This is a genomic window from Sphingomonas sp. H160509 (assembly GCF_024124765.2).
Classification (GTDB): Bacteria; Pseudomonadota; Alphaproteobacteria; order Sphingomonadales; family Sphingomonadaceae; genus Sphingomonas.
Genome location: NZ_JAMXSR020000002.1, coordinates 1,950,827 through 1,965,266, shown reverse-complemented (window position 1 = coordinate 1,965,266; position 14,440 = coordinate 1,950,827). Strand labels below are relative to the sequence as shown.

Here is a 14,440-nt window from a genome sequence, read left to right as displayed (position 1 = left end):
ATCACGGTTAGCTGACCATCGGCGTCCGTTGAATCATACTCAAGCGTTATACCTGTGAATACTGTCGTCGCGGATGCCGAGCAGCTCCGCCATTCGCACCAGATCGGCCAGGGACTGGGCGTTCATCTTGCGCATCAAACTGCCGCGGTGAATCTTTACCGTGATGTCGGACAGCGTCATACGGGCCGCGATTTGCTTGTTCATCAAGCCCGTGACGACGAAACCCATGACCTCCTGCTCCCGTGGCGTCAGCCCGCGATAGAGGTCAAGCAGCACGGCAGCGCTTGCCGCAACCAAACGACGTGAACGATCCGTTTCGATCGCCTTGGTTACGGCGACAGTCAGGTCTTCGTCCTCGAAGGGCTTTTGCAGAAAATCGATCGCGCCTGCGCGCATGCCACGGACCGTCATCGGAATGTCGCCGTGCCCGGTGATGAGTATGACCGGGATCGTGATCCCGTCGGCTAGCAGGCGATCCTGAAAGTCCAGCCCGCTCTCGCCGCGTAGACGTATATCGAGCACCAGGCATGCGGCAACCGCAGGAACACCTGCTGCCAGAAACGCGTCGGTACTGCCATACAGCGCCACGACGAACCCACTCGAGCGAAGAAGGCTGCCAATCGATCCGCGCAGGCTGTCGTCATCGTCGATCACGCAAACGCATCCAGGAGGAGTGTCAGACATCACGCAGCCTCCCGTCCCTCGGCTTCCGCGATCGGCAGCCGGAACCTGAAGGTGGCCCCGCGGACCAGATTATTGGTCGCCGAAAGAGAACCGCCATGATCTTCGACGATCGAACGACAGATCGAGAGACCCATGCCGAGCCCGTCCGGCTTGGTCGTAAAGAATGGCGAGAACAGATTTTGCGCTGCGTCACCGCTGATCCCGGCGCCGCAATCCGATACTTCTATCAGCACCTTGTCGCGCTCCACCGTGAGTTCGATGCACAAGTCGCGGTGCCCGACCGGAGTCGACCGCATCGCCTGTTCCGCATTCAGCAGGAGGTTCATCAATACCTGTTGGATCTGAACTCGGTCACCCATTACCGCCGGTACGTACGGCGGGGCCGATATGCTGACGGTGACCCCGCTTGCTAACAGGGACCGGCCAAGCAGTGCGATTGTTTCATCCACGAGTGGTTGAAGGCTCATATGCTCGGAGTTCGGCGCGGTCTTCTGTGCAAGCGTCCTCACCCGACTGATGACGTCGGCGGCGCGCTTGCCGTCCTTGGCAATGTGGTCGAGGCAATCGAGTGCTTCTGCCGGGTCCGGTGTATCGCGGACAAGCCAGCGTCGCCCTGATTTCGCATAGTTTATGATGCCTGCCAGCGGCTGGTTGACTTCATGCGCGATCGACGCGGCAAGCTGGCCTAACGTGGTCACGCGCGACACGTGCATCAGTTGAGCCTGCGATTTTTCAAACTTTGCTTGCGCAAGGTTTCGATCCGTCACGTCGATCGCCATTACCAGGATCCGCGTCCATCTTTGCTCTGCAACGGGAACCGAAACACGCAGAACGACGTCGATATGCTCCCTTGCTATGCGTCCTGAACCGGACCTCCTCCTCCATCTGGTTTTGCCCGGTCATCAGGCTGCTGAAAATCCGTGCCAACGCGGCTTCCGCCTCCGGCGTGTGAAAATGCTCCATGCTGCCGCCGACGAGATCCTCTTTGCGGTCGAGACCGAACAGGCGGGCCGCAGCGTCGTTGGCGTCGGTGATCCTCGAGGTTGGCGAAATATCACGGATGAATGCAACCGTCGGTTGATCGGTACCCTTCAGCAGCGAGTGCGCGACCGACCAGTCCGCTTCCCAAATCGGAAAGCCGGCGGCGTTGAAGATTGAGCGATAGCGGGCATCGGACCGAGCACCTGCTTCGGTCATGGTTTGATGACGGGCGGATAGGACGGTTGCGATGCCGATCGCGATCAGGCTCACGCCGAGGCGCATGGCGGGGGAATCGTCGGTCGAGCCCCAATGGCTGATATAATAGCCGACAAGCGAAAGCACGAAGCAGAAGCCGCCGGCGAGGACTATCAGCCGTCGATCGTGACTGCGCGCGGCGACGAGGATGACCGTGGTGTAGAGCACGGCAGCGGCGCCTTGCAGCGGGCTCAGCACGTCGAGCGCAAATATCGCCAAGGCAAGCACCACCGCGGCAATCATGTAAAACTGGCGTGCCAGCCGCCTCGATTGGATATCTCCGCGCAAGTCAGCCTCCCGCCGCGATCAGTATCGTTTGATCGCAATCGGCAGAATGCTACGCCTCTCGACGGACCATGACCAATCATAAGATTAGCGCTCTTAACATATGGTTGGATTCAGCATCCATTGATTACTTGGCCGTGTCTTGTTGCGTTGCGATCTGCAGCGCCTGCGTCGCGTAGTGGCATCACTCATCTTCTTCCTCGATCATACACAGGTATGGATCAATGGAATTGCCGACGAGGCTATGATCATGACGCTGATCGCATCATCGAATGCACCAGCCCAACACCATCTGATTATCGACAGCCGCGCGTCATCGCTCGCAAGCAATGGGAATAGGCCGTGTCATGACGAACAAAATCTTGATTATCGAGGACGATGACGAGACTGCGCGGTATGTGAGCAACGGACTCGATGAACAGAATTTTGTCGTTGATCGCGCTGCTAATGGCCGGGACGGACTATTTCACGCCACCGATGGCAGTTATGACTGCATTGTCCTCGATCGGCTGATGCCAGGCATGGACGGCATGGCAGTACTGGCCGCCTTGCGTGCGGCAGGGGTCGTAACGCCGGTGATCATCTTGTCCGGACGCGGCCTGCCAGAGGGATCGCATCGATGGATTGACCCGAGGTTGCGATGATTATCTGGCCAAGCCATTCTCTTTCGCCGAGTTGCTCGCACGCATTAGGCTCCTGGTCCGCCGAGGTAGTGCCTCGGCGGCAAGTGTCGATACGTCGCGACGGTGCGACGATCTCGAAATCGATCTGCTCACTCGCCGCGTGAAACGCGCCGGACAAGTCGTCGACCTCCAGCCTCGGGAGTTTCGCCTGCTGGAGTTTTTGCTCCGCCACTGCGATCAGGTCGTCACGCGGACGATGCTGCTGGAAGGCGTCTGGGACTATCATTTCGACCCAGGCACGAACGTCATCGACGTCCACCTGAGCCGGCTTCGCAAGAAAGTCGATGCGGGGTCGGCCAAGCCTCTCCTGCATACCGTGCGCGGCGTCGGCTACCGGTTGAGCGCTTCGCCTTGAACTGGCGATCCACCACGATGCGGTTTGCGTCGCTGGTCTTCCTGCTTCAGGTTGCCGCGGGGGTGGGATTGCTGCTCGTGACGCGAACAGTCGTGCATCGACAAATCGAGCAGGCCGAGTCTGCACGCGCCGACGTGCTGCGTGACGATTTGCTGTTCACCTATGCACGGGGCGGGGTGCCAGCACTTCGGGACGCGGTCCAGATGCGCGGGCGGCGCATGATCCCGACGGACGCCGTTCTGTTGCTCGCCGATGCGCAGGGGCGCCCATTGGCAGGCAACCTGACGCACTGGCCCGACGCCGTCACGGTCGGCGACCGGCACGTCATGGTTGCGCTGGTGCGATCGAATCACGTTGCGGTTGAGCGAATGTGGGTTCGCGCGACGTCGCTGCCCACGGGCGAAAGGCTGCTGACGGGCGGCGTTATCGAGAACGAGACGCGCGTATTGGGCTTCCTGAAACGTGCTGCTGCGATCGGGCTGCTACTCGCAGTCCTGTTTGCCGGTGTCGCGGCCTGGCTTGCGGCCTGGATGGTCAGACGCCGGTTGAGGGGGACGGTCGCAACCCTGGTAGCGGTTCGGCAGGGAGATCTTGATCGTCGTGTTCCGGCTGGTCCTGCAAAGGATGCATTTGCCGCCCTGACGGACGCCACCAACCAGACGCTCGACCGGGTCGCACTGCTGGTCAGGGAGTTGAAGATCGTCACGGACAGCTTGGCGCATGATCTCAAATCGCCTTTGACTCGACAGCGCGCGGCGCTCGAACGAGTTGCCATGCTCGTGGAGGAAAAGGCGCAGGGCGATGTACGCATAGCTCTTGTCGAGGGGGAACGCGTCCTGACGATCGTCGATGCGGCACTTCGGATTGCGCGAGCCGAGGCCGGCATTGGTATGGAAACTTTCGTCGAAACCGACCTTTATGACGAACTTCAGGTCATCGCCGAAATCTATGGTCCAATCGTCGAGGAGCAAGGGCGGGTCCTGCGTGTGTCGCCAGCGCCAGCGATACTGACCCCCGTCCACCGGGAACTGCTTGCCCAGTCTGTTGGCAATCTCATCGAGAACTCGTTGAAATACGGTGCTGGGGTTATCACGCTAGCGATCGAGACGGACGGGACCGACGTCATCCTCAGTGTTGCCGATCAGGGGCAGGGTATTCCCCCGGCAAAGCGGACGCTTGCGATGCGCCGTTTCGGTCGTCTCGATCATGCCAATCCGAACAGCGGCACCGGCCTCGGCCTGGCCTTGGTGGCTGCGGTCGCCCGACTTCATGACGGCGATGCAAGCCTGAGTGACGGAAAGCCCGGCCTGATTGCCTCGATGCGTTTGTCGAGGCGGACGACTTCGGGCGGCCAACTACCGATCTGACCCCGCCGCCGGCGCACTAGACGATGCGCCTTGGGCGGTGGCTTGCAAATTGACCAACCCGTGCCCCGATCGGATCGCATATGGCACATAGGCGACGGCCTGTGCTGGCTGACCGACAGGCAGCGAATTTATCAGCTTCTGCTTGACGGTATCGATCACGGCAATCGCATTGCGGTTGCCAAGAGCCACGTACATCAGGCTGCCATCGCCCGACGGCCAGAGACCCTTGGGTATTCCAGTTACCGGCAATGTCGCGACAGTATCGAACGTATCCGTATCGACCACCTTCACGACGCCAAGCCCGCCGACGGACACGTAGGCAAACTGCCCGTCGTCGTTGCTCACGAAGTTCACGGCGTTGCTGCGTGGACCGGTATCGACCGTGCGCAGGACCGCGAATGGCGGTTTTGTTGACAAGGCCACCGCCTGGCCAGCCTCTTTGGCCGTAAACCAGACCTGCCGCCCATTGGGAGAGGATGCTATGCTCGAGCATGAGTTCGAACTGTTGGCTACGCGATCGATAATCGCCCGCTTGCCGGTATCGACGACGATCATGCGTGATCCCGTCATTGCGCAAACATAGGCGTAGCGACCGTTGTTCGAAAAAGTCATCAAACCGGGACCCTCCGGAATGGCAACCCTGGCAAGCTCATCAAGAGTTTTTGCATCGCGGACGGAAATATAGTCTGCGCCGCGAACCGGAATCCACGCCTCTTTGCCGTTTGGCGTGTAGAATGCGCCTGCCGGGATGCCCGCCACGATCACGCTACGCCGCACGCTGTTCGTCCGCGTATCGAGGAATGCGACCGTGCTGGATCGCGCCAGGTTTATTGCAAGCGTCCGCCCGTCTGGCGCGAAGTTCAGCGTCGGTTCGACCACGGCCGATAGACCAACGCCCTTATCGAGCGGAATGAAACCGAGCAGTCTGCCGCGCACAGGGTCCGTCACTGCAACGAAGCTCGACGAAGCATCGACCGAGTAGAGGCGATCCTTCCGACTGACATCGATATCGGATCGCCCCCAAGGCGCCTGACGCGATGTCAGATCGATGGGTTCGTCGTTCGCCGCAGGCTCTGCAAGATTGTTATCTTGCGCTTGAGCCAGGCCGGTATAGCTCGTCAATGCAACTAGTGCCGCGAATAGTTTCGTATAGCGCACAGCAGATACCTCAAAAAAAACAGCAGAACTCATATTTTGAATGTTATCTCATGAGATCTCGGGGCGGCAGCCTGCATCAAGGTATGATTGAAAGCATCATCGATGGGATAAAGGATCGTTGAGGGGCGACATTGGTAAACCGTAATGTTCCCATCACGAAAGGCACCGGATCATTGCTGCATGATCACCGGGTATAATTGCCGGAGTTGAAGCCATCTTCCCTTTCCGCGGATATCTTTATCCTATTGCAACGGTCCAATGTGTGAGGCCTCGATCATGCGCGTCCTGATTGTCGAGGATTGCGTCGTGCTGGCCGAGGGCATGCGCGATGCCTTTGCGCGACGTCATATTCACGCCGATCTGGCGCATAGCGTACTGGATGCCGAAATCATGCTGCGGACGACCGGGTATGTGATGGCGATCCTGGATCTGGGGCTACCCGATGAGGACGGTTTGCACCTGCTGCGGCGACTGCGGGCGGAGCATCGGAGCGAGCCCGTCCTGATCGTCAGCGGTCGCAGTGCACTCGAAGCCCGGGTCGAGGGTCTGGCCGCGGGCGCGGATGATTATATCGTGAAGCCGTTCCACTTCGACGAGCTTCACGCGCGGGTGCAGGCGGTGCTCCGTCGGGACACGCGCTCGGATGGGCAGCGGATCGTTGCCGGCAACTTGTCGCTCGATCCAGCCACGCGCGAGTTTCGCACGGGCGACCGCATGCTCGACCTGTCGGTTCGGGAAGGAGAGCTGCTCGAGCTTTTGATGCGCCGGTTCGATCATGTCGTGCCGAAGCGGATGCTGGAGGACCAGCTGTTCGGCTCAGGCGACGTGCTGGGGTCGAATGCTGTCGAGGTGTACGTGCACCGGGTGCGTAAGCGATTGGAAACAGAAGATGTTGCATTAGCCGTACAGACCGTGCGCGGCGTAGGATACATGCTCGGTCGCGCATGATTGCGATGGCCGGCCTACCGGGGCGCCCCTGTATGATGCGCCCCGCTTGTAGCGTTTGCCTACAGCTCGCGCAGCCGTCTTTCGTGTGAGATGGCGTAGGATGGCGAGCGGAACAGGAGGACCGGGTCGTTCGTCGCGGCGATCCCGCCGGACATCATCAACGGGTCATAGTTGATCTTGTAGCTTCCTGCCTGCGGATCGGGCGTCGCGGTCTCCAGAACGAGCGTGCCGGCATTGAACTCGGATCGGCTGGCTGGCCACAGGATCGTCGGATCGTCGAGCGTGTCACCGGGCTCGCCGAGGCTGACGATCATATCCCATTTTATCGCACTGCTCTTCACGCGCTCGAACAATGCCGGGATCAGGAACTCGTCGGACGCCGAGTCGAAGGCGGCTTTGGATAGGTATTTTACGCCATCATGCGGCTGGAACCTGAATCGTACGATCGTCTCCTTGGCGTTCGCATCGATGAACCGGAACGTATGAATGCCGAAGAACGCACAGTTGGCATAGCTTGGTGGTGGGTTGTTCTGATGAAGAAATGCAAACTGAGCATCATTGTCGTGGTGGCTCATCAGGAAACTTTTGAATGCGACCTGATTGGGACCGTGCGTAGCTGGATCGACCTTGAGCGCAATAAATTTGTCGATGAACGTCTTTGGCATCAGGGCGAAGAACATCGGCGTATGCAGCATCGTCATGTGATGTAGTTCGCCGCCAGGCAGCCGGAACTCGAGCCCAATACCGCGCGGGCTCAGGTCCTTGTCTGACACGGTGGGATCCCCCGCCCGCGATCGAGAACCGCGCTACGACTTCTAGCTTGCGTCCTGAGAATAGCGACGATCGCGAATATCGTTGAGCATCGGGATTGCCGATAAAATAGCCAAGTGCGCCAACGCCTTTGGTGTGATTACGCCGCAGACCATGCTGGCGGCCATACGCCCCTTCGAGCGCGTCGATAGCGTCCACGGACATCGTTTCCGTGGCGTGATCGGCCGATTGCGACGCCGGCAAGGGGGCTGGCACGTCAACACTGGCTGCCTCTGCGGCGAATGGGCACAGCGCAGCGCCGATCGAAGCAACTCCTGCGCCGCATAGGATATTGCGCCGGCTCAGGCCTTCAACGATGTTCGTCATGACTGTCTCCGCGTTGCCCAGGGTATTTTACTCCGGGGTAGACGATGTCATGGCCGAACGACTTGAGAGTCGTAATGCAAACCAAGGTATTATCGTACTCTTCCGGGTTATTGATGCGTTTCTAAGAAGTCACGACCTCGCAAACGTCGCTATGCATGAGAGACGTGTAGTACGTGTCTGGTACCCGGCTTCGCATCTTCATGGACAAGCCTGCCATCAAGCCGCACCGCCATGGTTTCAACCAGGCGCTGGCCGAGGCCGCTATTACCGAAGAACGATGCGCCCTTGCCATTGCCGCGGTCTTCGACTTCGAGGCGGTATCCGCGTGACGATCCCGCCAGGCGAACATGGACGTCACCGGGTGCGTCAGGCGCATAGGCGTGTTTGCAGGCATTGGTGACGAGCTCGGATACCAGAATGCCGACGGAGGAGGCATGATCGGGTTTCACAGAGACCGGATCGGCTATAACGCGGATCCTGCGACCTGCGCCGATATTTCCGAAGCTGCCTTCAAGATCGCCGCCTAGTTCCCTCAAGTAGATATCGAGGTTGATCGTCGCGACTGCGGACTGCTGATAGAGTTGGCGGTTGACTCGCGCGATCGCGGCGATGCGACGAACTGTCATGTCGAGGGCCGCCTGAGCCGCGGGATCGGCAACGGTGCGGGCTTCGGCGGAGACCATGGCCGCCAGCAGCTGCAGACTGTTTGCGATGCGGTGGTTGATCTCGTCCGCGGTTGTTGGCGCGCGTTGCGCGGGCAGGATCGCGGTCCTTGGCGCGATGCGGTCCGCGGCATGCAAAGTCGAAGTCATCGTATCGCTCCTGATCCCGGCGTCTCGATACGGCGATGCCCGAAGCACGATGGGGACGGGATCATACAGAGGTTTATTCCGCGCGGACTTCGGGCGGGGGGCATGAACTTTCGCTAATGTTCCGGTCAGCACGCGGTAGTGCGCGGACCCGCAAGGCAGTTCCTGTCGAAAGAAGGATTTGATCATGAGGTTGGCCGCACTGTTGTCCGTGATGCTATGCGGGCCTTGTGTCCTCGGCGCTGCCGTGGCGCAGGATCTACCTGCGCGTGCGGTGGACGATACCGACCTCGGCAAGGACCGGCTCACGATCGCGGTCGGCCCGGCGATAACGCCGCGATATATCGGATCGCGCGACATGACGGTCATACCGGGCGTCGCGGTGCAGGGGCAGGTCGCGGGCTATTCCTTCAGCACGCAGGGTACCTCGCTATCGGTCGATCTCATTCCTGACGACGGCAAGCCGGGATGGAAGCTTCAGGTGGGACCGATCCTGAACGTACGGCTCGATCGAACGTCGCGGATCGGCAACCGGCAGGTCGCAGCGCTGGGCGACCTGAGAACTGCGTGGGAGCCCGGCGTCTGGGCGGGCATCCAGCGGACCGGAGTAGTTACCAGTCCCTACGACACGCTGTCGGCTAACGTCACATGGCAGCACGACATATCGGGGGCATATGGCGGGTCGGTATTCAGCCCCGCGATCAGCTACGCGACTCCACTGTCGCACAAGGACTACGTCAGTCTTTCGGCGGGCGCCGATCACGTCGGTCGTCGTTTCGGCGCCTATTATTACGACGTGACGGCGCCACAAAGCCTCGCCAGCGGGCTTAGGGCGTATGACGGCGCGGGCAAGGCAGGCTGGAAGGACTGGAACCTTGCCTTGCTCGCGGCACACACGCTGCGCGGTACTTTGACGCATGGGTTCGGTGTATTTGGCACAATAGGCTATTCCCGCTTACTCGGCAGTTATGCCCGGTCCCCGATCGTCGCCGATGTTGGCAGGGCCGACCAATGGTCCGGGGCCGTCGGCTTCAGCCTGACATTCTGAATGGAATATCTTCGTAAAGCCCCGCCGCATGCGCGGCATGTGCGCTCGCCCCGGCTTGAGATCCTGTTGGATGAGGAGACGTGCCGGCTGATCTGCCCGATCGCTGCGATGATGGTCGGCGTCTGCCTGACCGGCATCGAACTGCTGCACGTGTCGATCGCGATGGGTGGCAAACAAACGATCGTTGACGATCTGCTCTCGGGCGACGCGCTGCTGTTCCTGATCACCACGCTGGCTTCGTATTTTGCGTTGCGTGGTCCAGTCCCGGGTCCGATTGTACCGGCTGGAACGCTTGGCCGACGGGGCCTTCATCGTCGCGATGCTGCTGCTGACAGCAGCCTGCTTCCTCATCACCTATACCCTGAACTCTTGACCGGACGAGTATGATCGCAATGAGACGCCTTCCAGGATCCCGGTTTCGGCGTAGCGTCACAATAGTGCTGATGGCTTTTAGCCTGCTATCGATCGGCAGCGCGGGCTTCGCCTGGTATCTCGGTTATCTGCACGGCCCAATCTATCTTCTCGTGCCGGCAAGCGCGCCCGCCCCACCGTCCGAGGCCGGCACGGTTGCCGTATTCTTTTCGGGCGACACTGGACTGAACGCTGGGATGGGGCGCTCGATCATGCGGCACGTTGCGGGGCAGGGAATCACCGTGATCGGCGTCAATTCGCTCACCGCATTTTCGCACAGACGTTCACCGGATCAGGTGAGCACCATCGTCCGCCATGCCGTTATTCGAGCGCTCGCGTTGCCCGGGGCAAGGCGGGTCGTCCTTATCGGCCATTCGTTCGGCGCGAACGCATTGTTGGTCGGTCTCCAGACATTGCCGCGCCAATTGCGTGTACGGGTTCCCGTCGTCGAATTGATCGTGCCGAGCAAGACGATGCTGTTGCGCGCAACCCCGGGAGGGATCTTCGAATTCGAGAACGACGGTTCGGCGCTGCCTGCGGCCCGGCGGCTCGATTGGGTGCCAGTCCTATGTATTCGTGGCCACGCCGAAGCAGAGAGTCTCTGCAAAGGCTGGGACAGCGGTAACGTTCATCAGGTCAGCCTGCCCGGGGATCATTTTCTCGATGAAGATACCACTCTTGTCGCGGCAACGTTGCTGAGGGATATTGCCGTCAATTCCTGATCTTCCGACGTTTCATTACCGATTGTTCAGCCGCGGCAAAGGCTGGGGCAAGACGCGTCGCGGTAGCATTCTTCGACAATCAGTCGAGGAGTCTCTCATGAGGTCGTGGATCGTCGTCTTAATGGCTGCTCTTGTGGTCGGCGTACCGTCAACCGCGATGGCGCAAAGCAGTGCTCCGGCTGGCAGTCCCGCCGCTGGCAATCCGTCCGTAGAGGGCATGTGGATCAATCCGATGCGGACCGTCGTGGTCCGGACCGGGCCGTGCGGTGCGAAGCTGTGTGGATGGATCGCTTGGGCCAACCCGCTGGCGCAGTCGGATGCCAGGGATGGCGGTACCGACACGCTTGTCGGAACCGAGTTGCTGGAGAATTACCAGCGGACCGAGTCCGGTGCCTGGTCGGGAACGGTCTTCGTCGTCGACATGGGCAAGCACCTATATTCGAAAATCGTCCAGACGTCGGCGAACGTGTTGCAGATCAAGGGGTGCATCCTCGGCGGGCTGCTCTGCAAATCGCAAATCTGGACGCGGGTCGATCGGATGCCGGGTGCCTGACCTTCGCGCGTGGTTCGTTCGTCACCGGCTCGCTCTGGGCATCGCAGTCGGATGCGTGCTGATCACGCTGAGCTTTGTCTCGCTCGAAAAACTGACGCGCGACATCAGTTTTGCCGATGTCCGGCATGCGGTGCACACGCTTTCGATCACGCAGATCGTTGCCGCGCTGGCCCTGTCTGCCGGTAGTTATCTGGCGCTGACGTTTTACGACGTGCTGGCGCTCCGCGTGGTAGGGCATCCGCAAAGATGGCGGACGGCAGCATTCGCGTCGTTCACCAGCTACGCGCTCAGTCACAATCTCGGAATGCCGCTCTTGACGGGTGGTGCGGTGCGATACCGCGCCTACGTAAGCGCGGGTCTGGATGGCCCCAGCATCGCCAAGGTGATCGGGATCGCGAGTGTGGCGTTCTGGGCCGGCATCGTGACCGTTGCGGCGGTTGCAGCCGCCTTCGATGCGACGCCATTCGTCGTCATAGGACATACATTAGGCGTCACTGGCCTTCGTGGGCTTGGTATTGCGGTATTGCTGCTAGGGGTGGCGACCGTCTGGATATCAGGCAGGGTCCGGCAGCCAGTCCTCGTGTTGGACTTTGAACTGCCCGTGCCGCGGCCAGGACAGTCGTTTGCGCTGATCGGGGTGGCAGTGCTCGACGTGCTGTTCTCCAGCGCGGCATTGCTCGTCCTGATCCCGCATCTATCCCCGTCGCTGCTCCCGCTGTTTCTTCTGGCGTACGCATGCGCGATCGCGGCGGCTGTAGTCGCGCATGTGCCGGGCGGGATTGGCGTGTTCGAGGCGGCGATGCTGGCGCTGTTGCCGATCGACCGGGCACCGTTGTTCGCGGCGCTGATCGCTTACTGGGTCATCTATTATCTCCTGCCGCTGGCGATCGGTATCGCGATGCTGGCGTGGAGCGAGGGGAGGCGGGTGCGGTCTTCGTTGCGCCTGCTTGGCGAAGCGCGCGACGTGGCGAGCGGGTTGGCGCCGATCGTGCTGAGCGCAGCGACGTTCGTCGGTGGCGGGATGCTGCTGTTGTCGGGATCGCTGCCGGCGTTGCGTGATCGCATGGGCGTGCTGTCGTCGCTGCTGCCGCTGCCGTTCATCGAGGCAAGCCATGTCGCGGCAAGCCTGGTGGGGACGGCGTTGTTGCTGCTGTCGCCGGGGCTGTATCGCCGGCTCGACGGGGCTTTCGTCGCGACCCGCGCGCTACTGATAGCGGGCGCGGTGTTTTCGCTCGCGAAGGGCATAGATTACGAAGAGGCGATCATATGCCTCGCGCTCGCCGGTCTGTTGCAGTGGACCCGCCACGGCTTCTACCGCCGAACGACGATGACCAGCCAACCATTTGGGTTCACCTGGTTCGGATCGGTTGCGACTGTCATCGGCCTCGCGACGTGGGCGGGGTTCTTTGCTTACCGCAAAATTCCCTATTCCAACGACCTGTGGTGGCAATTCACGCTCGACGCCGATGCACCACGGTTTCTGCGCGGCCTGCTGGGAGTATCGATCGTGCTCGGGATCGGCGTTGGCTGGAAGCTGCTGGCTCCCACGGCAGTCGGCCGCCTGGATGCTGTCCCGCTCGATGATCTGGCTGCTGCAAGGACGGTGCTCGATCAGGCCTTGCGGAGCGACGCGATGCTCGCGCTGACCGGCGACAAGCGTTTCATCTTGTCCGCGGATCGCGACGCATTCCTGATGTATCAGGTGCAAGGCGCTACCTGGATCGTGATGGGCGATCCCGTGGGACCGCGGGGAGCTTGGGACGATCTGCTATGGCAGATCAGGGACCTCGTCGATCGCGAGCAGGGGCCGCCTCGTGCTCTACGAGATTTCGCCGCCGACGCTCGATCTGGCACTGTCGATGGGATTGAGCGTTGTCAAATATGGTGAGGGAGGCACTGGTCCATCTCCCCGGTTTCTCACTCGATCGGCCGTGCCTTCGCGGAATACGTCGATCGGAACGCACGCTGGTCAAGAAGGGCGCGCAGTTCCGGATCGTGCCTGCGGCTGAGCTGGCGGAGATCTTACCCGAACTTTCGATCATCTCCGATGATTGGCTGCGCGCCAAGGGGCAGCAGGAGAAGGGGTTCAGCCTGGGGCGTTTCGATGCCGCGTATCTGGGCAATTTCGACGTCGGCGTAGTCGAACTCTCGGGGCGGCTCATCGCCTTTGCCAATATCTGGGCGATACCCAACAAAGAAGAAATCTCGATCGACCTCATGCGCCACCGCGATGATGCGCCCTCGGGGACGATGGACTTTTTGTTCGCCAACCTGATGCTGTGGGCGAGGGACCAGCATTATACGAGCTTCTCGCTGGGGGGTGGCGCCGTTATCGGGTATCGAGGACCGTCGGCTGGCACCGGCATGGGCGCGGATCGCCGCCTTCATTTTTCGCCACGGCGAACGCTTCTACGGCTTCCGCGGGTTGCGTGCGTACAAGGACAAATTCGCGCCCGCCTGGGAACCGCGTTACATTGCCGGGCCGCATGGAATCGCCTTGCTCCAGGCCATGCGGGATCTGCTGAGCCTCGTCGGCAGTCCGGTTAACCCAGCGACGCCTAGCCGGTTTCCCGGCTGAAGTGGCGGGGCGGGGGATGTGGGCGACCCTGTTGGGCGGATCGCCCGTACCCGGTTACTGCGCGGCGAACGTTGCGTCGATCTTGCCGCCGGTTGGGGCTTCGCATTGACCCTGACCGCCGCCAGTCATACCATCTGATGGACGTATGAGAACGAACCGACAGCGCATCCGACCGTCGCCGCCCTGCAGGTTCGCGAGCACCTTGCCCGAGTAATGCGTGACGAACTGCTGGCTCGGTCCCCAGTCGTTGAAGCCGCCCCAACCACCCCCGCCCCAACCGCCCCAATTGCCGCGGCCGCCACGGCCGCCCCAGCCGATGCCGCCCCAGCCGAGCCATAATGGCGCGAGGTCGTCGACCTGCGTTTCGCTCGTTACCTGGAAGAACGGGCCGGTGTAGCTCGTGCCGTTGGCGAGTACCGCGGTCATTGTCCCATCGCGTGGGCCTTTTTGCGGTCCAGTTGAAGAC

16 protein-coding genes and 2 pseudogenes are annotated in these 14,440 nt (G+C 61.0%); 11 read left to right on the top strand and 7 right to left on the bottom strand.

All coding sequences use genetic code 11. From position 1 onward, the window contains the following. Positions 1-39 precede the first annotated feature (39 nt). From NHF48_RS11275 to NHF48_RS11265, 3 genes are read right to left on the bottom strand one after another with little or no spacing between them, the layout of a single operon-like run. A complete protein-coding gene (locus tag NHF48_RS11275; RefSeq protein ID WP_342454633.1) occupies positions 40-654 on the bottom strand; it encodes a response regulator transcription factor in 615 nt (204 codons plus the stop codon). 29 nt (positions 655-683) lie between these two features. Further along, complete coding sequence (locus tag NHF48_RS11270) at positions 684-1,463, bottom strand: sensor histidine kinase (RefSeq protein ID WP_253071166.1); 780 nt, start codon at positions 1,461-1,463, stop codon at positions 684-686. Then, positions 1,417-2,208: a PAS domain-containing protein gene (locus NHF48_RS11265; RefSeq protein ID WP_253071165.1), complete on the bottom strand. Its 792-nt coding sequence runs from the start codon at positions 2,206-2,208 to the stop codon at positions 1,417-1,419. The genes NHF48_RS11270 and NHF48_RS11265 overlap by 47 nt, the downstream gene beginning before the upstream one ends. Positions 2,209-2,552: 344 nt before the next feature. Between NHF48_RS11265 and NHF48_RS11260 the strand changes: the two are divergent. Together NHF48_RS11260 and NHF48_RS11255 are read left to right on the top strand one after the other, a co-directional pair. After that, positions 2,553-3,243: pseudogene (locus NHF48_RS11260) on the top strand (response regulator transcription factor). Then, complete coding sequence (locus tag NHF48_RS11255) at positions 3,240-4,610, top strand: sensor histidine kinase (RefSeq protein WP_253071164.1); 1,371 nt, start codon at positions 3,240-3,242, stop codon at positions 4,608-4,610. Before NHF48_RS11260 ends, NHF48_RS11255 begins: the two are co-directional and overlap by 4 nt. Here NHF48_RS11255 and NHF48_RS11250 read toward each other — a convergent pair. Next, positions 4,599-5,801, bottom strand: coding sequence for a YncE family protein (locus NHF48_RS11250; protein WP_263816842.1), 1,203 nt, complete (start codon positions 5,799-5,801; stop codon positions 4,599-4,601). The two genes, NHF48_RS11255 and NHF48_RS11250, sit on opposite strands and share 12 nt — an antisense overlap. A gap of 243 nt (positions 5,802-6,044) precedes the next feature. Between NHF48_RS11250 and NHF48_RS11245 the strand changes: the two genes are divergently transcribed. Next, entirely contained in the window at positions 6,045-6,716 is a 672-nt protein-coding gene (locus tag NHF48_RS11245; protein WP_253071162.1) for a response regulator, read from the top strand. Between the two features lie 59 nt (positions 6,717-6,775). Here NHF48_RS11245 and NHF48_RS11240 read toward each other — a convergent pair whose 3' ends face one another. Further along, entirely contained in the window at positions 6,776-7,489 is a 714-nt protein-coding gene (locus NHF48_RS11240; protein WP_253071161.1) for a catalase, read from the bottom strand. Positions 7,490-7,571: 82 nt separating this feature from the next. Between NHF48_RS11240 and NHF48_RS11235 the strand changes: the two genes are divergently transcribed. Beyond that, on the top strand, positions 7,572-7,814 hold the full coding sequence (locus NHF48_RS11235) for a hypothetical protein (RefSeq protein ID WP_253071160.1): 243 nt from the start codon (positions 7,572-7,574) through the stop codon (positions 7,812-7,814). A 188-nt stretch (positions 7,815-8,002) separates the two neighbouring features. Here the strand turns inward: NHF48_RS11235 and NHF48_RS11230 are convergent, their stop codons facing one another. Continuing rightward, positions 8,003-8,665: a sensor histidine kinase gene (locus NHF48_RS11230; RefSeq protein ID WP_253071159.1), complete on the bottom strand. Its 663-nt coding sequence runs from the start codon at positions 8,663-8,665 to the stop codon at positions 8,003-8,005. Between the two features lie 184 nt (positions 8,666-8,849). Between NHF48_RS11230 and NHF48_RS11225 the strand changes: the two genes are divergently transcribed. The 7 genes and pseudogenes from NHF48_RS11225 (at position 8,850) to NHF48_RS11195 (ending at position 13,974) form a co-directional block, all read left to right on the top strand. After that, positions 8,850-9,710, top strand: a complete 861-nt coding sequence (locus NHF48_RS11225) for a MipA/OmpV family protein (protein ID WP_253071158.1) — start codon at positions 8,850-8,852, stop codon at positions 9,708-9,710. Positions 9,711-9,821: 111 nt separating this feature from the next. Next, positions 9,822-10,097, top strand: coding sequence for a hypothetical protein (locus tag NHF48_RS11220; RefSeq protein WP_263816841.1), 276 nt, complete (start codon positions 9,822-9,824; stop codon positions 10,095-10,097). A 56-nt stretch (positions 10,098-10,153) separates the two neighbouring features. After that, entirely contained in the window at positions 10,154-10,843 is a 690-nt protein-coding gene (locus tag NHF48_RS11215; RefSeq protein WP_253071156.1) for a virulence factor, read from the top strand. A 97-nt stretch (positions 10,844-10,940) separates the two neighbouring features. Continuing rightward, complete coding sequence (locus NHF48_RS11210) at positions 10,941-11,396, top strand: DUF2147 domain-containing protein (RefSeq protein WP_253071155.1); 456 nt, start codon at positions 10,941-10,943, stop codon at positions 11,394-11,396. Beyond that, positions 11,389-13,284, top strand: coding sequence for a phosphatidylglycerol lysyltransferase domain-containing protein (locus tag NHF48_RS11205; protein WP_253071154.1), 1,896 nt, complete (start codon positions 11,389-11,391; stop codon positions 13,282-13,284). Before NHF48_RS11210 ends, NHF48_RS11205 begins: the two co-directional genes overlap by 8 nt. Continuing rightward, a pseudogene (locus NHF48_RS11200) lies at positions 13,278-13,661 on the top strand (phosphatidylglycerol lysyltransferase domain-containing protein); the annotation flags it as partial. The gene NHF48_RS11205 and the pseudogene NHF48_RS11200, both read left to right, overlap by 7 nt. Before the next feature lie 55 nt (positions 13,662-13,716). Then, positions 13,717-13,974 (top strand): phosphatidylglycerol lysyltransferase domain-containing protein, encoded by a 258-nt coding sequence (locus tag NHF48_RS11195; RefSeq protein WP_253072407.1) that lies wholly within the window; start codon positions 13,717-13,719, stop codon positions 13,972-13,974. A gap of 54 nt (positions 13,975-14,028) precedes the next feature. Here NHF48_RS11195 and NHF48_RS11190 read toward each other — a convergent pair whose 3' ends face one another. Continuing rightward, complete coding sequence (locus NHF48_RS11190; RefSeq protein ID WP_253071153.1) at positions 14,029-14,400, bottom strand: hypothetical protein; 372 nt, start codon at positions 14,398-14,400, stop codon at positions 14,029-14,031. Positions 14,401-14,440 lie beyond the last annotated feature (40 nt).